Source organism: Pedobacter sp. N36a (assembly GCF_014472395.1).
In the GTDB taxonomy this organism is placed as follows: domain Bacteria; phylum Bacteroidota; class Bacteroidia; order Sphingobacteriales; family Sphingobacteriaceae; genus Pedobacter.
Genome location: NZ_JACSZW010000004.1, coordinates 446,557 through 469,504 on the forward strand (window position 1 = coordinate 446,557; position 22,948 = coordinate 469,504).

Annotated in this window: 25 protein-coding genes; 10 read left to right on the forward strand and 15 right to left on the reverse strand. The window is 40.5% G+C overall.

Annotation, left to right across the window (positions count from 1 at the left end; genetic code table 11):
- Window positions 1-111 precede the first annotated feature (111 nt).
- The 9 genes from H9X96_RS10755 (at window position 112) to H9X96_RS10795 (ending at window position 7,591) form a co-directional block, all read left to right on the forward strand.
- On the forward strand, window positions 112-816 hold the full coding sequence (locus H9X96_RS10755; RefSeq protein WP_187666270.1) for an esterase family protein: 705 nt from the start codon (window positions 112-114) through the stop codon (window positions 814-816).
- Window positions 817-987: 171 nt separating this feature from the next.
- Window positions 988-1,959, forward strand: coding sequence for a RimK family alpha-L-glutamate ligase (locus tag H9X96_RS10760; RefSeq protein WP_187666271.1), 972 nt, complete (start codon window positions 988-990; stop codon window positions 1,957-1,959).
- A 113-nt stretch (window positions 1,960-2,072) separates the two neighbouring features.
- Window positions 2,073-3,173, forward strand: coding sequence for a carboxylate-amine ligase (locus H9X96_RS10765; RefSeq protein WP_062546571.1), 1,101 nt, complete (start codon window positions 2,073-2,075; stop codon window positions 3,171-3,173).
- Between the two features lie 2 nt (window positions 3,174-3,175).
- Window positions 3,176-4,009 (forward strand): type 1 glutamine amidotransferase, encoded by an 834-nt coding sequence (locus H9X96_RS10770; protein WP_187666272.1) that lies wholly within the window; start codon window positions 3,176-3,178, stop codon window positions 4,007-4,009.
- A 47-nt stretch (window positions 4,010-4,056) separates the two neighbouring features.
- A complete protein-coding gene (locus tag H9X96_RS10775; RefSeq protein WP_187666273.1) occupies window positions 4,057-5,244 on the forward strand; it encodes a hypothetical protein in 1,188 nt (395 codons plus the stop codon).
- Between the two features lie 50 nt (window positions 5,245-5,294).
- Window positions 5,295-5,453 carry a FeoB-associated Cys-rich membrane protein gene (locus H9X96_RS10780; RefSeq protein ID WP_187666274.1) on the forward strand — a complete coding sequence of 53 codons (159 nt, stop codon included), beginning with the start codon at window positions 5,295-5,297 and terminating at the stop codon, window positions 5,451-5,453.
- Between the two features lie 18 nt (window positions 5,454-5,471).
- Complete coding sequence (locus H9X96_RS10785; RefSeq protein ID WP_187666275.1) at window positions 5,472-6,059, forward strand: Crp/Fnr family transcriptional regulator; 588 nt, start codon at window positions 5,472-5,474, stop codon at window positions 6,057-6,059.
- Window positions 6,060-6,146: 87 nt separating this feature from the next.
- On the forward strand, window positions 6,147-6,677 hold the full coding sequence (locus tag H9X96_RS10790; RefSeq protein ID WP_187666276.1) for a YceI family protein: 531 nt from the start codon (window positions 6,147-6,149) through the stop codon (window positions 6,675-6,677).
- A gap of 38 nt (window positions 6,678-6,715) precedes the next feature.
- Window positions 6,716-7,591, forward strand: coding sequence for a pirin family protein (locus tag H9X96_RS10795; protein WP_187666277.1), 876 nt, complete (start codon window positions 6,716-6,718; stop codon window positions 7,589-7,591).
- Between the two features lie 47 nt (window positions 7,592-7,638).
- On the opposite strand, the gene ispF is transcribed toward H9X96_RS10795, so the two are convergent.
- Window positions 7,639-8,118: a 2-C-methyl-D-erythritol 2,4-cyclodiphosphate synthase gene (gene ispF / locus H9X96_RS10800; RefSeq protein WP_187666278.1), complete on the reverse strand. Its 480-nt coding sequence runs from the start codon at window positions 8,116-8,118 to the stop codon at window positions 7,639-7,641.
- A 373-nt stretch (window positions 8,119-8,491) separates the two neighbouring features.
- On the opposite strand from ispF, the gene H9X96_RS10805 reads away from it, so the two are divergent.
- On the forward strand, window positions 8,492-10,090 hold the full coding sequence (locus H9X96_RS10805) for an SUMF1/EgtB/PvdO family nonheme iron enzyme (RefSeq protein WP_187666279.1): 1,599 nt from the start codon (window positions 8,492-8,494) through the stop codon (window positions 10,088-10,090).
- Between the two features lie 56 nt (window positions 10,091-10,146).
- Here H9X96_RS10805 and H9X96_RS10810 read toward each other — a convergent pair whose 3' ends face one another.
- From H9X96_RS10810 to H9X96_RS10875, 14 genes are read right to left on the reverse strand one after another with little or no spacing between them, the layout of a single operon-like run.
- Window positions 10,147-10,644 carry a biotin/lipoyl-containing protein gene (locus H9X96_RS10810; RefSeq protein WP_187666280.1) on the reverse strand — a complete coding sequence of 166 codons (498 nt, stop codon included), beginning with the start codon at window positions 10,642-10,644 and terminating at the stop codon, window positions 10,147-10,149.
- A gap of 2 nt (window positions 10,645-10,646) precedes the next feature.
- The gene (locus H9X96_RS10815) at window positions 10,647-11,303 is read right to left on the reverse strand and encodes a DUF4159 domain-containing protein (protein WP_187666281.1); all 657 of its coding nucleotides are present in this window, start codon (window positions 11,301-11,303) and stop codon (window positions 10,647-10,649) included.
- Window positions 11,300-12,004: a 16S rRNA (uracil(1498)-N(3))-methyltransferase gene (locus H9X96_RS10820; RefSeq protein ID WP_187666282.1), complete on the reverse strand. Its 705-nt coding sequence runs from the start codon at window positions 12,002-12,004 to the stop codon at window positions 11,300-11,302. The genes H9X96_RS10815 and H9X96_RS10820 overlap by 4 nt, the downstream gene beginning before the upstream one ends.
- A gap of 12 nt (window positions 12,005-12,016) precedes the next feature.
- The gene (locus H9X96_RS10825) at window positions 12,017-13,333 is read right to left on the reverse strand and encodes a hemolysin family protein (RefSeq protein ID WP_187666283.1); all 1,317 of its coding nucleotides are present in this window, start codon (window positions 13,331-13,333) and stop codon (window positions 12,017-12,019) included.
- A complete protein-coding gene (locus H9X96_RS10830; RefSeq protein ID WP_062546557.1) occupies window positions 13,333-13,887 on the reverse strand; it encodes an inorganic diphosphatase in 555 nt (184 codons plus the stop codon). Before H9X96_RS10830 ends, H9X96_RS10825 begins: the two co-directional genes overlap by 1 nt.
- A gap of 2 nt (window positions 13,888-13,889) precedes the next feature.
- Entirely contained in the window at window positions 13,890-14,552 is a 663-nt protein-coding gene (locus tag H9X96_RS10835; protein WP_187666284.1) for a DedA family protein, read from the reverse strand.
- Window positions 14,553-14,597: 45 nt separating this feature from the next.
- Window positions 14,598-15,971 (reverse strand): NADH-quinone oxidoreductase subunit N, encoded by a 1,374-nt coding sequence (locus H9X96_RS10840; RefSeq protein ID WP_187666285.1) that lies wholly within the window; start codon window positions 15,969-15,971, stop codon window positions 14,598-14,600.
- Between the two features lie 4 nt (window positions 15,972-15,975).
- Entirely contained in the window at window positions 15,976-17,442 is a 1,467-nt protein-coding gene (locus tag H9X96_RS10845) for a NuoM family protein (RefSeq protein ID WP_187666286.1), read from the reverse strand.
- Window positions 17,443-17,463: 21 nt separating this feature from the next.
- Window positions 17,464-19,356 (reverse strand): NADH-quinone oxidoreductase subunit L, encoded by a 1,893-nt coding sequence (gene nuoL, locus H9X96_RS10850; protein ID WP_187666287.1) that lies wholly within the window; start codon window positions 19,354-19,356, stop codon window positions 17,464-17,466.
- Window positions 19,357-19,378: 22 nt separating this feature from the next.
- Entirely contained in the window at window positions 19,379-19,708 is a 330-nt protein-coding gene (gene nuoK, locus H9X96_RS10855; RefSeq protein ID WP_062546552.1) for an NADH-quinone oxidoreductase subunit NuoK, read from the reverse strand.
- Between the two features lie 56 nt (window positions 19,709-19,764).
- A complete protein-coding gene (locus tag H9X96_RS10860; protein ID WP_187666288.1) occupies window positions 19,765-20,262 on the reverse strand; it encodes an NADH-quinone oxidoreductase subunit J in 498 nt (165 codons plus the stop codon).
- A gap of 55 nt (window positions 20,263-20,317) precedes the next feature.
- Window positions 20,318-20,818: an NADH-quinone oxidoreductase subunit I gene (locus H9X96_RS10865; protein WP_187666289.1), complete on the reverse strand. Its 501-nt coding sequence runs from the start codon at window positions 20,816-20,818 to the stop codon at window positions 20,318-20,320.
- Window positions 20,819-20,852: 34 nt separating this feature from the next.
- Entirely contained in the window at window positions 20,853-21,890 is a 1,038-nt protein-coding gene (gene nuoH / locus H9X96_RS10870; protein WP_187666290.1) for an NADH-quinone oxidoreductase subunit NuoH, read from the reverse strand.
- Window positions 21,890-22,894 carry a 2Fe-2S iron-sulfur cluster-binding protein gene (locus tag H9X96_RS10875; protein WP_187666291.1) on the reverse strand — a complete coding sequence of 335 codons (1,005 nt, stop codon included), beginning with the start codon at window positions 22,892-22,894 and terminating at the stop codon, window positions 21,890-21,892. Before H9X96_RS10875 ends, nuoH begins: the two co-directional genes overlap by 1 nt.
- Window positions 22,895-22,948 lie beyond the last annotated feature (54 nt).

Genomic DNA, 22,948 nt, shown 5'->3' on the forward strand with positions numbered 1-22,948 from the left:
TTAGTACTGCCAATATTTTTACTTAACCCACAGATTTATAGAAAGAAATGCAAATATTGCCTTGCGTTTGAAAATACTTTTTTATACCTTAAAGCAGCTAATTTCTGTATTATGGTTGAGACCTATAAAAAATGGTATAGTCCGCATTTGAGCGCAGATTTTGAGCTGTTGACCTTTGGAGAAAGTGGCTATCCGATTGTGTTGTTTCCCACGAGTATGGGGAGGTATTACGAGCCTAAAGATTTCAAATTACTGGAATCTGTGGCGCAGTTTGTAGATGCTGGAAAAGTCAAAATTTACTGTGTAGACAGTATTGATAAACTGAGCTGGTACAATAAAAGCCTCAGCCCTGCGGATCGGATTAGAAACCACATCTGGTACGACCAGCTGATCCTGAAAGAGCTTGCCCCTATTGCCCGACAAGAAACCGGGAAGGAAAAAATCATTACTGCCGGATGCAGCTTTGGCGGTTACCACGCGGCAAATTTTGCCTTCCGACATCCATGGCTGGTGAGCCATTTATTTAGCATGAGCGGTATTTTTGACATTCGCGGACAATTGGACGGCTTCTATAATGATGATGCTTATTTCAATAACCCAATCGACTTTTTACCTCATGATCAAAACAGGGAATTGTGGAACATGAAAATTGCATTAGGAACCACCGACAGAGATCCATGTAAGCCAGACAATGAAAAGCTTTCGAAAATATTAACGGCCAAAGGAATTGACCATTGGCTGGATATTCGTGACCATGCGGACCATGACTGGCCCATCTGGCGGGAAATGTTTCCGGCATATATTTCACAACTCTGATCCTATAACCCGGGCATATTCCATGATGAAGCATCAGTAATTCATGACGAAATGAAATAGTAAACAAATACCATACAGAACATTAACTTATTTGTTTTGTTTAAAAAGCGATGGAATTTAACCTACATCCAGCATAGACATCAGTAAAAAACCTATATAACCATTAAACGAATGAAAAAAATCGGAATCTTATTCGGACAGGAAAGATCCTTTCCTGCGGCCTTTATAAAACGCGTAAATGAAATAGAAGGAAAAGATATCATTGCTGAATTTGTGAGCATAGACAAGATTTTTCAAGCCAAACCATTAGATTATGCAGTGATCATTGACCGTATTTCTCAGGACGTTCCTTTTTATCGTGCAGCCATGAAAAATGCAGCAATTACCGGAACAGCTGTCATCAATAATCCATTCTGGTGGAGTGCAGATGAGAAATTTTTCAACAATGCGCTGGCGATTAAACTCGGAATTCCCGTTCCAAAAACCGCCTTAATCCCCTCTTACGATCAACCTGAAGACACTTCTGAAGCTTCCTTCAGCAACCTCGCTTTCCCAATGGATTGGGAAGGAATTTTTGAGTATACAGGCTTCCCCGCTTACATGAAACCATTCGATGGCGGTGGCTGGAAAGAAGTCTATAAACTTACCGATAAGGAAGATTTCTTTGAGAAACACAGTAAAACCAAGCAAACGGTCATGATGCTCCAGGAAGAAATCATTTTTGATGAATATTTCAGATGTTATTGTATCGGTGGGAAATATGTAAAAATCATGCAGTATGAGCCTAGAAATCCGGCACATTTAAGGTATTCAGTAGCTACTCCACCTTCCAGTGAAAAGTTATTGAAAACCATTCATGATTATGTGATTCAATTGAATGAATACCTGGGCTACGACTTCAACACGGTTGAGTTTGCAGTGAGAGATGGGGTTCCTTATGCCATTGATTTTTGTAATCCGGCACCGGATGCTGACGTATCAAGTGTAGGATTGGAAAACTTTGAATGGGTCGTTGAAACCTCCGCAAGGTATGCTATAGAACGCGCAAAAGCACATATTGAGGGTCGGGACAACCTGACCTGGGGTGAATATATCCGCACTTCTGCAGCCGGTGTTCCATTAATTGAAAAAGCGAAAGTTTAAGAGGCGCATGGATAAATTCCATTAACATGCTGCAGGTCATTAGCAATTAGGGATGGTGACATAAACAAGTATCAGCTATAAATAACCAAGAACCAACAGCTAAAAATTAGACGATGAATATTTTCACACTTGGCGTCGAGGAAGAATACATGGTCATTGATCCTGTAACACGCGAATTGACCTCTCATGACCAGAAGATTGTAGAGGCGGCACAAAAAATACACAAAGACCAGGTGAAGGCAGAAATGCACCAGGCAGTGGTAGAAGTGGGTACCGGCATCTGTAAAAATACAGAGCAGGCACGCGCAGAAATCTCGCAATTAAGGTATACGGTATCCCAATTGGCAGGAGAACAAGGCTTAAGGATTGGTGCCGCAGGCACACATCCATTTTCACATTGGGAAAAGCAATTGATTACCGAGCATCCGCGATATAGCGAGATTGTCAATGAACTGCAGGAAGCAGCCAGGTCTAATTTAATCTTTGGTCTGCATGTACACGTGGGCTTTCAATCCAGGGAATTGGCAATCCATATTGCCAATCAGGTCCGTTATTTCTTACCTCATGTATTCGCTTTATCCACAAATTCTCCTTTCTGGGAGAGCAGAAATACAGGTTATAAATCTTTTCGAACGAAAATATTTGACAAGTTTCCGAGAACAGGAATCCCTGATATTTTCAATAGTATTGAAGACTATGACAACTACGTAAAGTTACTGATCAAAACCAATAGTATTGACAATGCTAAAAAGATATGGTGGGACATTCGGGTACATCCATTTTTTGAAACTATAGAGTTCAGGATCTGCGATTGTCCGATGTTAATTGATGAGACAATGGCATTTGTAGCCTTATTTCAGGCATTATGCGCTAAATTATACAAGCTGCGCCTGCAAAACATGAAATTCATCAGTTACTCCAGGGCCTTGATAAATGAGAATAAATGGAGAGCAGCAAGATATGGAATCGATGGAAACCTGATCGATTTTGGAAAAGAAATGGAAGTAAACTGCAGAAATCTGGTCTTGGAATTACTCGATTTTGTAGATGATGTGGTGGATGATCTGGGCTGCAGAGAAGACCTGAAATATGTGCATACGATATTGGCTAATGGAACTGGTGCAGACAGGCAATTGGCTGTTTACGAACAAAATGGTAACTTTGAATCGGTAGTAGATTATATTACCTCACAAACATTAATCGGTGCCAGATAAATATGACCAGGGATAAAAACAACATTAGAGTTGCTGTAATTGACATGAATAATGGAGTCGCAAATCAGGGAATGCGCGGGATACAAGAAGTTTTGCTTCGTTATCAAAAAGAAACAGCGATCAACCTATCTTTTGACCTTTTTGATTTGAGGCTAAAAGGGGAAATTCCTGATGGCAGTTATGACATTTACATTTCGAGTGGTGGCCCAGGAAGCCCTTTTGATGGTATTGGCCTGCAGTGGGAAAATGATTTCTTTGCATTAATCGACGAATTGGAGATTTTCAATCAGAAAAATGAACATCAAAAGAAACATGTTTTCTTAATTTGTCATTCTTTTCAAATGGCCTGCAGGAAATTTGGGGTTGGAAAAGTGATCAAAAGACGTTCTACGGCTTTCGGGATCTTTCCAATTTACCTGACAGAAGAAGGCGAGAATGATGCGGTATTCAATGGCTTGCCAAATCCTTTTTACACCGTAGACAGCAGAGACTGGCAGGTGGTTAATCCGGAAGATATTTTCTTTTCTAACAATGAAGCCGAGGTTTTGGCCATAGAAAAAGAACGTCCGCATGTACATCTGGAGCGCTGTGTGATGGCCATTCGCTTTACACCAGAAATTGTGGGCACACAATTTCATCCGGAAGCAGATCCTGTAGGCATGAAACTATATCTGCTGCAGGAAGATAAGAAAAAAGCAATTATTGAAAACCATGGGGAAGAAAAATACCTGGACATGCTGAATAGCGTAGACGATCCAAATAGAATCAGCCTGACCCAAAGCCTGATCTTACCCAACTTTTTAAATGAAGCCTTGAATGCTTTTCAAGAAGCTTAAAAAGGCTGAATAAGCCTAACCGCAGTAAAAGACCAAGAACTCAAAGTATGATCAATAGTTACAGGACTTCTTTTAATGAGCAATTTACGACGGAACAGTATGCTTTATTCTTGAAGGAACTGGAGAAGGGCTTTATTGAAATCCCATTTAGAGTGGCAGAAAGCCCGGTTTTTCTTCCTGAGCGCTTAAAAGATCAGCTGATCGCCGCTGGCGAAGAGATTATAGCTTTGATTAAAGCGGAAAACTTTAAAAAACTGACGGAAAAGTCAATTCCAAGCGAATGGTATGTTCCTGCAGAAAACTCCCATCCTCATTTTCTCACCTTCGACTTTGGGATTTGTAAAGATGAGGAGGGAAAACTGACTCCCAAATTAATTGAGCTGCAAGGATTCCCTTCGCTTTATGGTTTTCAGAATCATTTAGCAAAGACCTTTCAACACTCTTTCAGTTTATCCACCGCATTGACCCCTTATTTCAGCGGACTCAATGAGCAAAGTTATCTTGAACTGCTGAAAGAGGTCATCGTTGGCAGACATCAGGCCCATGAAGTAGCCTTGATGGACATTGACGCTCCACATCAGAAAACGGCAATTGATTTTTTCATCACCGCAGAATACCTGGGTATAAAAGTATTGAGCCTTCGCGACATAAAAAAGGAAGGAAACCGGCTTTACTACCTGGAAGAGGGTAAACAGGTCTTTTTAAAGCGAATTTACAACCGGTTAATCTTTGATGAAATTGGTCAGAATACCGCTATTTTCAAAGATAGTTTTGATCCAAGAGCTGCACTGGACATAGAATGGGTCGCACATCCAAACTGGTTTTACCGAATCAGCAAATACACCATGCCTTTTTTAACCAGTGACTTTGTACCGCTCACTCATTTCTTAAAAGATTTGAAGGTCATCCCTGAAGATTTAGAAAATTATGTACTCAAACCATTGTTTTCATTTGCAGGTATGGGCGTCCTGATTGATGTTCAAAAGAAAGACATTGAAAATATTTCTGACCCTGAAAATTGGATCCTACAGAGGAAAGTAAGCTATGAGCCGGTTGTCCAGGCACCAGATGGTGGCATTAAGGTAGAAATCAGGCTCATGTACCTTTGGCCGGAAGGAAAAGAACCTGTACTTTGCATCAGCCTTGCCCGGTTAAGTCGGGGGAAAATGATTGGCGTGAGATATAACCAGGATTTCGATTGGGTTGGCGGAACGGTTGGCCTGGTGGAAAAGTAAATTTACATTTAACAGACCTGCCTAATGCAGGCTTTAACTAGTTTTGTATTATGGATATTCAAACCATATTAGTTGTCATTCTTTTCATCGCTGCTCTATTTTACATAGGGCGTATGATCCTCAGATCAGTATCTCCTAAAAAAGGAGGCTGTGCGTCTAATTGCAAATGCGGTGTAGACTTCTCCAATATCGAACCTAGTAAAAAATAGGTTTTATCTATATCATATATGCTTGAGCCGTTCAAACTCTATTTACAGAAGAAGGTTGCCATTACAGACGAGCAATTCGACTTAATTTCCGACCGCTTAAAAGTAAAGAGCTTTGATAAAAATGAAATGATCCTGATGAAAGGAGAAGTATCTCCACATGGTTATTTTGTGCTGAACGGGTTGCTGCGTAGCTATTCTATAGATGCAAAAGGAAAAACACATATCATCCAGTTTGCCCCTGAGCAATGGTGGCTTTCCGACCGGAATGGGATGTTTAATGAAGCTTCAGAATTTTTCATTGATGCCATTGAGCCAACTCTGGCGGTAGTCATGCCTAAAAATTTCATTGATGAAGCGTCAAAACATGTGCCTTGTATGTATGATTTTAACAACACCATGCTGAACAATTCCATTCGTTTCATGCATAAAAGGATCAATATGCTGCTCAGTGCGACTGCCGAAGAAAGGTACCTGAACTTCATCCAGCTTTATCCAAACCTCACCTTAAGGGTACCGCAATGGATGATTGCTTCTTATTTGGGCATCACACCAGAGTCGCTGAGCAGGGTTCGTAAAGACCTCGCACACAAGCATTTTAAAGTTTAATCTTTTCTTATCATACATCAATGTATGTCTAGCTTTGTGGCCGTAATTTTGTGTTGTAAATAAAGAAAATCTAAAAACAACAATATTATGGCAACTACTCAATGGTCATTAGACCCAACTCACAGTGAACTACAATTTAAAGTAAAACATTTAATGATCACTACAGTAACTGGTAGTTTCAATTCATTAACGGCGTCTTTAACTTCAGACACCGATGATTTTGAAAATGCTAAAGTTACTTTTGAAGCAGAACTAAGCTCAATTGATACCGGAAATACAGACAGAGATAACCACCTAAAAAGCGGTGATTTCTTTGATGCTGAGCAATTCCCTAAAATGACATTTACTTCCAGCTCATTTGAAAAAGACGGTGGTGATTACGTTTTAAAAGGTGATTTAACCGTTAAAGGAATTACTAAACCGATCAAATTAAATGTAGAATTCGGCGGTATTGCAACAGATCCATGGGGAAATACAAAAGCAGGATTTACCATCAGCGGTAAAATCAACAGAACTGATTTTGGCTTAACCTGGAATGCCGCATTAGAAACTGGTGGTGTGATGGTGAGTGAGGACGTAAGAATATTAGGCGAATTACAGTTTGTAAAACAAGCTTAAAAACATCACGTCCATCTTAATTTAGAATGGAGACGTAAATGAATGAAAATATAAAACAGGTATCGGCGGTGTTGAATCCGCCGGTACCTCAAATGGTTGGAGACGGATTTAGGGTTCATAATTTTTTTCCCAGTGGGTATAAGCTCCAAATGAGTCCTTTTTTCCTGCTGGACTACAATGCCAAAATCCAGTTTTCTGCACGAAATGAGCCTAGGGGTGTAGGTGTGCATCCACATCGTGGATTTGAAACCGTCACCATCGCTTATCATGGGGCCGTCGCTCATCACGATAGCGCTGGAAATAGCGGCGTGATCTACCCTGGAGGTGTACAATGGATGACAGCAGCAAGTGGTATTTTACACAAAGAGTATCACGAAGAGGCTTTCAGTAAAATGGGCGGCGCTTTCCAAATGGTTCAGCTATGGGTCAATTTGCCGGCGAAAGACAAGATGAGTAAGCCGAAATATCAGGCGCTTAGTCAGGCATCGATTGCTAAACATGAATTGCCTGATCAGTCTGGCTTAGTGGAGGTCATTGCTGGTGAATATCAGGGTACCAAAGGAACAGCAAGTACCTTTACACCAATGCATGTCTACCATCTTCGTCTGCATAAAGATGGAAAAGCAAGTTTTAACTTCCCTGCTGATTTTAATACCGCTTTTATGGTCATTGAAGGAGAAATTAAGGTGAATAACTTCTCAATTGCGAAGGCAGATCAATTGGTTTATTTCAAAAATGAAGGCGAGGAAATTGCGGTAGAAGGCATTCAGCATAGCGTAGTACTCATCTTAAGCGGAGCGCCAATCCATGAGCCTATCACGCATTACGGACCGTTTTTAATGAACAAGCCTGAAGAAATTCAGCAAGCTATTGCAGATTATAACCAAGGGAGATTTGGTTATTTAGAGGAGTAGTTTGATTTTTAAGCAGCCAGTAACCTTGATTACCGGCTGCTTCATTTTTATACTTTTTGAATCAGGCAAACCGCATAAGCGACTACCCCTTCTTCTCTCCCAATAAATCCCATTTGTTCGTTGGTGGTTGCTTTAATTGAAATGTCCTCCACATCCATTCCCATTGCTGTGGCAATGTGCTGCTGCATCGCTGGAATATGAGGATTTATTTTCGGTGCTTCTAAGCAAAGCATCGCATCAATATTCCCAATTTCAAATCCTTTTTCCTTAACCAGTTTCACACTTTCCTGCAACAGGATCAGGCTGCTGATTCCTTTCCAACGTGGATCCGTATTTTTAAAATGGAAACCGATGTCGCGCAGATTTGCGGCACCAAGTAATGCATCGCAAATCGCATGCAGCAATACATCCGCATCTGAATGACCAAAAGCACCCTTATGGTGTTCCAAATTTACACCACCTACCATAAAATGATGTCCATCCTTCAGCTGGTGCACATCAAAGCCAAATCCTACCTTAATCTTCATTTCTATATCTGTTAGTTTCTACGTATTCCTATTTTCTTATCCCGGTTTCTTGTTCAATTTTAAGGTTACTGAGCCGGATTTCGAAATTAAGCAATAAAGCCCATCTTAATATGTATTCAGCCGAATTATTGAGGATTCTACCGTAATTATTCAAAGCTGAAAAGAAACAGATTCCATTTTATCACCAGATATTACCTGATCCTATTGGCCGAAAACATCTCATAATTACGACAAATTATGGCAAAAACCCCCTCAGATATGCGCAAAACATATATTGATAAAGATTATTTTTTACTTAACTCAAATTTTTTATTGCTCAATAAGTCTTTTTTTATGTAATTTTAACAGTTAAAGCACTATGAGATCCCTCAATATGAAAAAATCATACTTATATTATTCGATTGCATCTATTGTAATCGTAGCTTCTCTCTCTTCCTGCAGCAAAAAATCAGGAACTTCGGAGAAGACAGGAATGGCGTATAACAAGCGAGAGTTTGGTGGCTTTGAAGTAAATAAAAAATTTAAACGTGGCCCCGGTCCAGGATTAGTAGAAATTGAAGGCGGTGTTTTTGTGATGAGCGGAAGCGCAATTAACGTTGCTGGGGAAGAACTGAGCAATTACAATCACAAAAGAGAGACTACTGTTTCTTCCTTTTATATGGATGAAACTGAAGTTTCCAACACCAACTGGCTCGAGTACCTGAACTGGATTCGCACCAACTACCCAGCAGATCACGAATACTATTATAACGAACTCCCTGACACTTTAGTGTGGCGCAGACCCCTATCCTATAACGAACCTTACGTAGACAACTATTTAAGACACCCTGCTTACCAGGATTATCCGGTTGTAGGTGTTACCTGGGAGCAGGCAGATAGATATTGCGCCTGGAGAACCGATCGTGTAAATGAGCTTTTACTCCGCGAAAAGGGATATATGACGAGCTTTAAAGACCTGAATGGTACTGGGAATTCTAATGCAGCAGCGGCCTCAACCAACAACTCAAGAGGCGCTTTCAACACTGAAATTTATCTGAGTGGACAATACGATGATAAAGGAAAAAAAGCAATGAAAGACCTGAATCCAGCCAATGCAGGAAATGCAGCCGGAGCAGCAAATACAGGCGGTAGATCTGGTGCAACCAGAAATGTAAGATTGGAAGATGGGATCATCAAACAGCCTTACCGCTTACCAACAGAAGCAGAATGGGAATATGCTGCCCTTGGCTTAATTGGTAACACCCAGTATGAAAACATCAATGCCAATAAAATCTATCCTTGGAATGGCCTGGGATTAAGCTCTGCCAAAAGAAATACCAGAGGATTGATTTTAGCGAACTTTAAGAGAACTAAAGGAGATTATATGGGTGTTGGTGGATCACTGAATGATAAAGGTGGTTTAACCGTTGGGGTAAGGTCTTATATGCCGAATGATTTTGGCTTGTACAACATGGCTGGAAACGTAAATGAATGGGTTGCCGACGTTTACCGTGCAAAAACCTTCGAAGCTGCTGATGCCTTCAATCCATATAGAGGTAACTATTACCAGGATAAAAAGGTAGCTGATCCCATTAGTGGAAAGATAGAAATTGATAAATACAATAGGCCTGTGCTGACTGATGCCAAGTCTTATAAGAAACAAACCTGGGCAGAAAAACAAGCTGCAGCTCCTGCTGCCACTACGCCTACTTCAAATACCTACGCTGACCAAAGAGGGTATCGCGATAAAGCGAATGAGTTATATGGCGAAATCACCCTGGTTACAGATAAATCAAGAGTTTATAAAGGTGGATCATGGGATGATCAGGCTTTATGGTTAAACCCAGCTACCAGAAGATTCCTGCAGCAGGATGAATCTACTGCTGATATAGGCTTCCGCTGTGCGATGACGATGTTAGGTGCATCTGAAATCAGGTCTACCGGAAAACCGCAGTTTAAACCAAAACCAGCAAGGGCATTCAAGTCACGATAGATACCTAAAAAAAGGGAGCTGATCGCTCCCTTTTTTTATGCCTGATATTTTATGTTTTAAGCAAACTGAATCAGAATTCCGTTCTTCTCTACTTTATCTCCTTTTTGCACCAAGATTCGCTTTACAGTTCCTGTCGCAGGTGATTTAATGATATTCTCCATCTTCATGGCTTCCAATACAAGCAAGCTGTCTCCCTTATTGACTTCCTGTCCCTCGGCCACCATTAGCTGTAATACCAGGCCAGGCATAGGTGCTTTCAGTTCCTGAACCTTAGTCCCTGCAGCATTATCCATTCCCAATTGCTTCAGTAATTCGTCATATTGGTCTTCAACTTCCACCTGGTATATATTTCCATTAACCCTGATGCTCACCTGTTTTCCTCCTTCTTCACGCTCCAAGACTTCTACATTATAGGATTTATGCTGATAAATAATATGCTGAGTGGTTCCTGATAACGTTTTGGCATCCATCTCCAGTGCCTGCCCATCTACCGTTAATGTATTTGCAGAAACGGCGACTTCAAAATTGTATTGCTCATTTACTTTTACCTTCATTGTTATTGTGTTAGTGCATACTGAACTAAATTAGCGCCCATTTTTAGCGCGTTTAAGCGCTTATCTTGTGTGTCATCTGGATAGGTGCCGAAATCTTCCCAACCGTTGCCCAAATCGCATTCAAAGGTGTAATAACAAATCACTCTCCCCTCCCTGATTATTGCCAGGCCCTGAGGTGCTTTCCCATCATGTTCGTGGATCTTCGGTAAGCCATTTGGAAACTTAAATTTTTGCTGATAGAGCGGATGATTTGGCGGAAGTTCTACAAAAGAAAGCTCGGGGAATACCTTTTTCATTTCTTTGCGGATAAACTTATCCAGTCCGTAATTATCATCAATGTGCAGGAAACCGCCACCGCTCAAGTATTTTCGCAGATTCTGTGCTTCAGCATCACTGAAAACCACATTCCCATGTCCGGTCAGGTATACGAAAGGGTAATTGAACAACTCTGCACTGCCCACTTCAACAGTAGCATCCTGAGGGGCGAAATTGGTGTTCAGATTCCTGTTGCAGAACTCGATGAGGTTTGGAAGTGCGGTTCTATTGGCATACCAATCCCCTCCTCCATTATATTTCAGCTTCGCCATCTTATAAGTTGGCGGCTTAAAGCCACACAACAAAAACATCAATCCGACAACCAGGCCTATTTTTAATTTCATCTGTTTAAATAATTCACCTCAAAGCAAGCTGCTAATGCAGCAGTTTCTGTTCTAAGACGTGTATTACCTAAAGTTAATGGTTTAAAGCCGTTCTGCAAAGCGAGTTCAATTTCTTTCGGACTAAAGTCACCTTCCGGACCAATTAAAACGGTGTATTTTTGATGAGGTTCAACCACCTGGCTGATGTACAAACGAGGTTCTCCATCGATGCAGTGCGCAATCATTTTAATGGAGTTATTTTCTATTTTAAGAAAATCTATGAAGGAGATCTGTGGATTTAAAACTGGGTGGTAAGCCTGTAAAGACTGCTTCACCGCCGATGTAATCACTTTATTAAGCCGATCTTCTTTGATGATTTTCCTTTCAGAACGCTCGCAGATGATCGGAGTAATTTCATCGATCCCTATCTCGGTTGCTTTTTCAAGGAACCATTCCAGTCGATCGATATTTTTTGTAGGGGCCACTACGATATGCAGGTGGTGATTTCGTTTTTGATATTCCTGAATGGATTTAATCACACGGAGCTGGACATTTCTCTTTCCTTCTCCGATGATTTCCGCTTCATAAAAACCTCCCTTTCCATCCATCAGGTTCACCACATCGCCCATGCCTAATCTCAGGACCTTCAGACAATGTTTACTTTCTTCTTCATTTAAAGAATACTCGGTGGCCTCAATATCAGGGGTATAAAAAACGTGCATTGTGTAAAAGGTTTAATGGTTGTCTACCATATCGCTTTTATCAATCACAAGTTCAAGCTTTATGGTTTCAATATTTTGCTCTGTTTTCTTTAGGATGGTAAATAAGTATCCGTAGCATTCTTCGCTGTCGCCCACTTCCGGTATTTTACCAAAAGCATGTGACACCAATCCGCCTACGGTATCAAAATCCTCATCCTCGGGAAGGTCGTGCGGTAAATGCTCATTCACATCATAAACTGTGGCATAAGCATTAATAATGAATTCAGTTTCAGAGATTTTCTCTACTGTTGGTTTCTCTTCATCATACTCATCCTGGATTTCTCCAACGATCTCTTCTACGATATCTTCGAGTGTAACCATACCTGCGGTACCACCAAACTCGTCGATGACGATTGCGATCTGAATGCGTTTCTGCTGAAGTTCACTCAGCAGGTCATTGATTTTTTTCGTTTCAGGAACGAAATAAGGTTTTCTGATGATGTCTTGTAATACCCAGTCTTTTTTAGAAGCCAGGAGTGGTAAGATATCTTTGGCATGAATAATACCGATGATTTTATCAATAATACCATCATATACCGGTAATCTGGAATATCCGTCTCCGATGATTTTATCAATCACAGCTGCTGGAGGAGTAGACAATTCTATACCTGATATTTTGGTTCTTGGAACCATAATATTTTTTACAACTCTTTCGTTGAAGTCAAAGACATTTTTAATCAATTCATGCTCATTGGTATCCAAGGCCCCACTTTCCTTACCCTGATCTAATAAATAATGAAGTTCTTCAGTACTGTGAACAGACTCGTGGCCTCCTACAGTTGAGATTCCAAAGATTTTAAGGATCATGTTTGCAAATCCGTTCAATACCCAGATGAAGGGTCTGAAGATCAAATAAAACGCTTGTAATGGCACTGCAATAAACAGTGTTGTCGCTACCGGGCGTTGTATTGCAACCGATTTAGGCGCCAGCTCACCAAATACAATGTGCATTACGGTGATAAATAAGAAGGCGATTGCGGTAGAGATGGAAGAGATGTAAATCTCAGAAAAATTAAAGCCAACTAACATGTCGTGGATCAGGCTGTGCATCACAGATTCACCCACCCAACCTAAGCCCAGAGAGGCTAAAGTAATACCTAGCTGCGTGGCAGCTAGGTATCCATCCAGGTGCTGAGTAATATATTTTGCAATATTTGCTACCCTGTTTCCTGATTTTGCTTTAATTTCAATTTGTGATGCCCGAACTTTTACAATTGCAAACTCTGCTGCAACGAAAAATCCGTTCAGTGCTACTAAGAAGAATGTTAAAAATATCTTGAATCCTTCCATTAAGATGTTTGATTTCTAAACTTCTGGTCATAAAGTAGGATACTTTCTTGTATCACTTTATGCGCATATCGAACGCCTAAAAGGTGCTCAATAGTAACTTGTTTTTCCTCTAAGGCTTTATAATCCTGGAAGAACTTTACAATTTCTTTCATCGTATGAGGAGGCAATTCTGCTAAATCATTGATGTAGTTTACAGACATATCATTTTTTGCTACTGCAATAATTTTATCGTCTTGTTCACCATTATCCACCATGTGCATGACACCAATAACTTTTGCTTCTACGATTGACATTGGGTAAACATCAACAGAGCAAAGTACAAGGATATCCAGAGGGTCATTATCATCACAATAAGTTTGTGGAATAAAACCATAGTTGGCCGGGTACATTACAGAAGAAAAAAGTACCCTATCTAATTTAATCAGGTGGGAATCTTTATCGATTTCGTATTTTGCTTTAGATCCTTTAGGAATTTCAATAATTGCATTTACTGTTTCAGGTAAGTTTTCACCTGGAGAAACAAAATGCCACGGATGACGCTCGTCTTTAATCATTTTTAATGTTCAGTGTTTGATATATCGTCCTTGTCTTCTTTCACTACTTGCTTCTTTACGAATGTGTAAACCAGCGGAATGGTGGTGATGACAATAAAACCTATAATTATGTATAATAAATAATCGTTAATTTCTTTTTCAAATCTTTTGCCAAGAAAGTAACCCAGCAAAGTTAAGGAAGCAATCCAAATAATTGCACCTGCAAAGTTATATAATGCAAATCTTTTAAAGTCTAATTTTACTACACCAGCAAAAATCGGTGCAAAAGTTCTTACAATTGGTACAAAGCGCCCCATGATCAGTGCAAAGGCCCCCTGTTTATTATAATAATCTTCGGCAGCCTTCAAATAGCGTTTTTTAAAGAAGAAAGAGTCCTTTCTTTCGTACAGTACGGGGCCCGTCTTTCGACCAAACCAGTAGCCAGTAAAGTTACCTGATACGGCGGCAATAATTAGTCCGAGGATCAACACATATAAGTTGACGTCTAATTTGCCTGTAGCAACGAACATGCCGGCAAGAAACAACAGGTAGTCCCCTGGTAAGAAGAAACCAAAAAACAAACCTGTCTCGGCGAAGATCACAAACATTACAACATAAAAACCACCTTCTTTAAGTAGTTTTTCAGGATCAATGAATTGCTGTAATGAGTTCCAGAAATCTTGCATAGTTCAATTATTCGTAAAACTACATATAATTATCTACAGAAATGACTATATCAGATTTAAAATTACAGCAGGATAAATCCCAAGGAAAACGGTAATGATCAGTGACAAAGCCAATACAACTTTATACTGTACAGGTGTTTCCAGTTCTACTTCCGCACCTTCTTTGAAATACATCGCTACAATTACTTTGAAATAATAGTAAAATCCTACTAGCGCATTCAAAATCGCGAAAGCCACTAAATAGAAATGGTAATCGTGCATTACATTCAGGAACATCAGGTATTTACCGATGAAACCAGCTGTTAAGGGGATACCCGCTAAAGACAGCATCGCTACTGTCAAAGCAAAGGCAGCAAAAGGATTGCGTTTGCCTAAACCATTAAAGCTTTCAAAGTTGTCATTGCCAGTTTTCTGTTTCACCAAAATCAGCACACCAAAAGCAATCATACTTGCAAAAGTATAAGCTGCAGCGTATACGAATACATTGTTCATAGAGCTCGCAGTAAGGGAGACTAAAGAAAACAATAAGTAGCCTGCATGAGAGATACTGGAGTAAGCCAGCATTCTTTTGAAGTTCTTTTGAAATAAAGCAGTGACGTTACCGATGAATAAAGTCAGACATACGATCACCATTAATGGAGGTAACCAGAAATCATGCAGCGGTGCAAATGTATCTGCGAATAGTCGTAGAATCGCTGCAAAACCTGCAGTTTTCACTACGGTAGACATGAAAGTAGTGACCCATGTTGGCGCTCCTTCGTATACATCCGGAGTCCAGAAATGGAAAGGTGCCGCACCGATTTTAAAGCACAAACCCACCAATAATAGGATTACTCCAGAATAAAATAAAGGAGAAACCTGCTGTGGGTTCTCCACCAGGTATTTATTGATCGCATCCAAGTCGAAAGAAGCCGTAGCACCGTAGATCAGGGTAATACCGAACAATAGGAAGCCTGTAGAGAAAGCACCCATTAGAAAGTACTTTAAAGACGCCTCGTTGGAAGCGAAATTGTTCTTTCTGATGCCGGCCAGGATGTAAAGTGCCACAGACATGATCTCCACACCAATAAATAACATCGACATGTTTTTATAAGACACCATGATCACAATCCCTGTCAGGGCAAAGAGCATGAGGGTAAAGTATTCTGCAATATTTTCACTGTTGGCCGCAAAATAGTTCTGCGTCAAGAGGAAGATAAAAAATGTTCCGATAATTGCTAGACCTGCGAAAGCTAATGCAAAGTTATCCATTTGCATCATTCCGTAATAAGTCTGATTGGTGTTCCAGGAAGTCACTACAAAAGCCAGCGAAGTAAGCAAACCAATTAAGGTAAGGGGTAATAACGCTTTTTTAGCTTTAAACAAACCTGCATAAAGCACCACTAAAGCTGTAACAGTAATTGTTATGATGATATTCATTTGCTTAGTTTACCGATGTTAATTTTTGTGTTACCTGTTCTATTAATTGTTGTACCGAGGCTTCAGATAAATGAAGGATTGGCTTAGGATACACTCCTAAAGCAATAATCAAGGCACAAATGACGTACAATACTACTTTTTCAGATCCTTTAATATCTGTAAAGCCTATGGTGAGGTCATTGGTTTTTCCAAGCATAATGTTCTGATACATTCTGAACATATACACCGCACCAAAGATGATAGACAATCCGGCGAAAACGCCTGCCCATACCTGGTATTGATAAATTCCGATCAGTAACAAGAACTCGCCAATGAAACCATTAGTTCCTGGAAGTGCTACCGTTCCCAATACAATGATCAGGAAGGCAATAGCCAATTGAGGTGCTTTCTTAGCAATACCACCCAATTCAGCTATTTTATTAGTTTTCATACGGCTGGCAATAATATCCAGGACAAAGAATAAACCAACTACGTTGATACCGTGACTTAACATCTGCACCATTGCACCCTGCATCCCTTGTGTATTTAAAGCAAAAATACCTGCCGAGATTAAGCCTACGTGAGCAATGGATGAATAAGCAACCAGTCTCTTGGCGTCTTTCTGTGTAAAAGCAATGATAGAAGCATAAACCACACCAATAATCGAAAGAATAATGGCTAAATGACCCCATTGCTGAACACCTTCAGGTGCGATTGGCAATAACCATCTGATCACGCCATAAATACCCATCTTCAGCATAATACCTGATAATAACATGGTACCTGGAGCTGGAGCTTCAGTATACGTATCTGGCTGCCAGGTATGGAATGGGAAGATTGGCATCTTAATCGCAAATGCGATAAAGAAAGCCCAGAAAATCCATCCCTGCTGTGCAGCATCAAGGTCAAGGTGATAGAAAGCCTGTAACTCAAAGTTATGAGCAGGATTTTGTAAGTATAGATAGATGATACCCATTAGCATGAACAACGATCCAGCAATGGTATACACGAAGAACTTCATGTTTACTTTAATCCTGTCTTTACCACCCCAGATTGCGCAGATAAAGTAGATTGGAATCAAGGCTGCTTCCCATCCGATATAAAATAAGAAGGCGTCTAAAGCCGTAAATACCAATAATAAACCAAACTGCATGAACAAGATCAATGCAAAGAATGCATTGGCCTTTTTATAGTTGTGCTGATAAGCCGATAAAATAATGATCGGAACCAATACATTGGTTAATAAAACGGTGATCATGCTGATCCCATCAATTCCTGCGTGGAAATTGATGCCTAAATCCTGAATCCAGGGATAGTTTACCGCAAATTGCGTACTGGCATCCGGTGTAAAATTACATACCGTGATGAGCGTCAAGCCTAATGAAAGGATTGCTGAGCCCAGAGCCACATGTTTCGCTGCATTACCTGTGAATGCAGTAACCACGGCGCCAACCAATGGTAGAAAGATAAGAAGTATTAAAAGTTGTTCCATTATGTTTTCTTGAACGATCTTTTACAGAGATAAATAAGTATACAATAACAATGAGATGATTCCTACCACCATCATTAACAGATAGAAGCCAACGTTTCCGGACTGAACCAAACGTAAACCTTTACTGGCTTCCGAAGTGCTCCAGCCTAAACCGTTCACAATACCATCAACAATTTTATTGTCAATAATTTTATAGAAGAAAGTTGAAAGTGCATCCAAAGGTCTTCTGATTAACAGATCATAAATCTCATCAATATAGAATTTCTGGTAAGATAGGTTAGCCAAAGCCGACCTTTTTCCTTCATCAGGAAGTGGGATGTGGTTTTGTTTCACATATTTCACATAGGCAAATCCTATTGCAATCAATACGCCCAGTACAGAAACTGCCATTAACATATATTCCGTTGCATGATCTGGTCCCTCAGTTGCGTGTTTGATCACAGGAGCCATCCAATGCGACAACCAATGGTGACCACCCAATGCTTCAGGAATACCGATCATTCCACCGACAGCAGATAAAACTGCCAATACGATTAGAGGAATCGTCATTGATTTCGGAGACTCATGAATTTTCTCTTCTGCATGGTGCGTTCCGCGGTACTTTCCTGAGAAAGTAAGGAACAGCATTCTGAACATATAAAAAGCCGTTAAGAAAGCGGTGAATACACCGATCGCCCACATCGTTTTATCGTGTGCATATACATGCGCCAGGATCTCATCCTTAGAAAAGAAACCAGAGAATGGAGGTAAACCAGCGATCGCAATCGTACCGATCAGCATGGTCATAAAGGTAACTGGTAATTTCTTACGTAAGCCGCCCATGTGTCTCATGTCTTGCTCATGGTGTAAAGCATGAATCACAGAACCCGCACATAAGAACAATAATGCTTTAAAGAAAGCATGTGTGATCACGTGGAAGAAAGCTCCATTGTAAGCGCCAACTCCCAAACCAAGGAACATATATCCCAATTGAGATACGGTAGAATAAGCCAGTACCTTTTTAATGTCAGTTTGCGTTAAGGCAATAATTGCACCCAATACTGCTGTAGCCAGACCAACGATTGCAATAATGTGCTGAATCATTGGTGCTAAATCGAAGAGCACATTTGACCTTGCAATCATATATACACCCGCAGTTACCATGGTAGCCGCATGGATCAATGCAGAAACCGGCGTTGGACCAGCCATCGCATCAGGTAACCAGGTAAATAAAGGCAATTGAGCCGATTTACCGCAGGCACCGATAAACAGCAGCAATGCGATTAAAGCGATGCTGCCATTTCCAGGAAGCATATTTGCCGCCTGAGGAAAGATTTTAGAGAACTCTACTGTACCAAAAGTGCTAAAGATAAAGAATACACCTAAAAGAAAACCAAGGTCACCGATACGGTTCATAATGAAAGCTTTCTTCGCTGCCGAAGCATAGCTGCTGTTCGTATACCAGAATCCAATCAGTAAGTAAGAGCAAAGTCCTACGCCTTCCCATCCGATAAACATCACGATGTAGTTAGCACCTAATACCAATAGCAGCATGAAGAAGATAAACAGGTTCAGGTAGCTAAAGAACTTCCCGAAAGCCTCATCAGCGTGCATGTAGCCAATCGAATAAATATGGATTAAGAAACCCACACCGGTAATGATCAGCAGCATAATTGAGCTGAGTGGATCTACCAGGAAGGAAAGTGGAATGTTCAGCTGACCAGCGCTGATCCAGTCGAACAGGAAGATCTCATGTGACTTATTCGCATCTGCTCCTAATTCGAAGAAGATACCTACACTGATGGCAAAGGAAATGAATATCACGCTGCTTCCGATAAAACCGATCAGGTTTTTAGAAAGCGTATTTCTTCCCAGGCCATTGATAACAAAGCCTAAAAGAGGAATTAAGGGAACCAGCCAAACTAAATTTATCATGTTATTACTTTATTCTTATTAATTACCACTTAAGGCGATTCAACACATTTATATCTATAGATTGAGTATTTCTGTACACCATTACGATGATACTTAGTCCTACTGCAACTTCTGCAGCGGCAAGCACCATGATAAAGAATACGAATACTTGTCCTGACGGATCATTGTTATGTACCGAAAATGCGGTCAGCAGTAAATTTACTGCATTCAGCATTAATTCTACCGACATAAAAATGACGATGGCGTTTCTACGGGTCAATACCCCAATTACACCAATGGTGAAAATAATCGCACTTAGCCAGATGTAGTGGTTAAGTGGTACTCCCTGCAATCCCTGAGTTATGTTTTCCATTCAGTTTATACTTATGTTATGCAATGAGCTTTACATCAAATGATGCAAACCCAATACTATGCTTTTTCTTTTTTAGTTAACAATACTGCACCTACCATTGCGGTTAGCAATAGAATCGAGGACAGCTCAAAAGGCAACATATAAGGACCAAATAATTCCTTACCTAAATTCTTCACCAATCCGAGATTAGGGTTTTTCAATAATACCGGATCAGAAATCGCTGTTGCTTTTAAAGAACCAATGATGGTCACTACTAAGCAACATCCTGCAATCACGCCTACTACCTTGACTAGGGTCGATTTCAGCGGCTCATTGTCCTTATTCAGGTTGAGTAGCATCAGCACGAAGAGGAACAGTACCATGATGGCCCCCATGTAGACGATAAAATTCACGACTGCCAGAAACTGCGCATTCAATAGAATATAATGAACTGTTAATGTAAAGAAAGTAACAATTAAGTAAAGCACGCTATGCACTGGGTTCTTAGAAAAGATAACCATCAGTGAAAAGATGACGCTTAATGTTGCTACAAAATAGAATACCGATGTACCCATTTATTATATAATTTAAACTGTTTATATTAATAACCGAAGAGGTTACCTATGCTTATTATTTCTTCTCTAATGGTGCCTCTACCAGTTTATCCTTGCCATAAATAAAATCTTTACGCAGGTAATCTGAAGGGACAATCGGACCGTCTAAATAGATGGCTTCTTTTGGACAGGCTTCTTCGCACAATCCGCAGAAGATACAACGTAACATGTTGATCTCATATACTGAGGCATATTTCTCCTCGCGGTAAAGGTCTTTTTCTTCCGGTTTACGCTCTGAGGCAATCATAGTGATGGCTTCAGCTGGACAAGACAATGCACAAAGGCCGCAGGCCGTGCAGCGTTCTTTACCTTCTTCGTCCCTTTTCAAGGAGTGCATCCCCCTGAAGTTCGTAGAAAACTCTCTTTGCTCTTCCGGGTATCTGATCGTCGCTTCTTTCTTAAAGAAGTGGCTGATGGTAATAGCTAAGCCTTTAGTGATTGCAGGCAAATACATGCGTTCTGCAAACGTAAGGGGCTTTTTCTCTAATACTTTCTTTTTACTGGTTAATGGTTCCATTAAACCTCCTGATTATACCGCTAAATGCGGACAGTTAAAACTTTTCAATTATAGCAATCACAATACTTGTGATGATGATATTCGCAATAGCCAAAGGAATCAATACCTTCCAGCCTAAGTGCATCAGCTGATCGTAACGGAAACGAGGAATCGTCCAGCGTACCCACATGAAGAAGAAGATGAAAGCAAAGATCTTTAAGAAGAAAACACCCACTCCAATTAGTGGAGCAATCACTGTTCCTGTTTGCACCAGTACCCAATCCATTCCAGGGTAGTTGTAACCACCAAAGTATAAACTAGCCATTACCGCTGCAGAAACAAACATATTGATGTATTCTGCGAACAGGTAGAAACCTAATTTCATGGACGAGTATTCTGTGTGATAACCACCGATGAGCTCCGTCTCACATTCCGGTAAATCGAAAGGTGCTCTGTTCGTCTCTGCAAAAGAGCAGATCATGAACAATAAGAAACCTAAAGGCTGATACAATACGTTCCAGCGCCATCCGTGTTGATTGGCAACAATCTCACCCAAACTCATAGAGTTGGTTACCAATAATAAGCCGATAATGGATAATCCCATTGCAATCTCATAACTGATATTTTGTGATGCTGCACGAATCGCACTCAATAAGGAGTATTTGTTATTGGATGCCCAGCCACCGATCATTACACCGTATACACCTAGAGAAACTACTCCGAAAATATAAAGTACACCTACGTTAATGTCTGTTACCTGCAAAGGAATCACGCGATCACCGATCGTCATTGCGCTTCCCCAAGGAATCACAGCGGTTCCGATACACGCCGTTAACATAGATAAACCAGGACCTACCATAAACAACCATTTGCTGGCGTTTGTAGGAATGATTTCCTCTTTCATGAACATTTTAACCCCATCAGCTAATGGCTGAAGAATTCCAAATGGACCGGCTCTGTCTGGTCCTAACCTATCCTGTAGAAATGCAGCCACTTTCCTTTCTGCATAAGTGGAATACATGGCTATCACTAAACTTATACCGAATATAATCGCTACCAGTACAAATTTTTCTATTACAAAAGCTATATCCATTAGAATTTAGTGGTTTTTTCTAGTTCAATCCTATTTGCTTCTTTCAATCGCTCATCGTCCTGAATTACCGGTAAAGGTATTAAAGTCTCGTAGTGATTTGAGGCAATTACAGAGGTATCAGGGATGTGCGTAGGATGCTCAATAGTCCAGTCTGCAGTCTTTTTCTTATCAAAGCGACAAGTATTACAGATAAACTCTTCCACCTCACCATAAACATCTTTTCTTGCAGTTACGCGCAAAACATCTTCTCCTTTGTACCACAGTGTTACTTTACCACTGCAGGTAGGGCAATCTCTATGTGCATCGATTGGTTTAGTAAACCAAACTCTGTTTTTAAATCGGAAAGTTTTGTCTGTTAATGCACCCACCGGACAAACATCGATCACGTTTCCAGAGAAATCATTGTCGACAGCCGTTTGGATATAAGTAGAGATTTCTGAATGATCTCCACGGTTTAAGATCCCATGAACACGTTTATTGGTAATCTGGTCAGCCGTAAATACACAACGGTAACACAAAATACACCTGTTCATGTGTAACTGGATTTTATCACCGATATCAATGCGTTCAAAAGTTCTTCTTTCAAACTCATATCTCGTTTTCTGCAAACCATGCTCATAACCTAAGTTCTGAAGGTCACATTCACCAGCCTGATCGCAAACCGGGCAATCTAATGGATGGTTGATCAACAACATCTCCACTACACCACTTCTTGCTTCGATCACTTCTGGAGAAGTAATGTTCATCACTTCCATTCCATCCATCACAGTGGTACGGCATGAAGCTACTAATTTCGGCATTGGACGCGGATCTTTTTCAGAACCCTTGCTCACCTTTACGATGCAGGTTCTGCATTTTCCACCACTGCCTTCTAATTTGGAATAATAACACATCGCCGGAGGAACAATATCCCCACCGATTTGGCGCGCAGCATTTAGGATGGTCGTCCCTGGTGCTACTTCTACGGTTATTCCGTCTATGGTTACCTTAACTTTATCACTCATTGTTAAAGATATTCTTTATCATCGCGTTGCTTTTCCAGTTATTAAGCTTTCCAA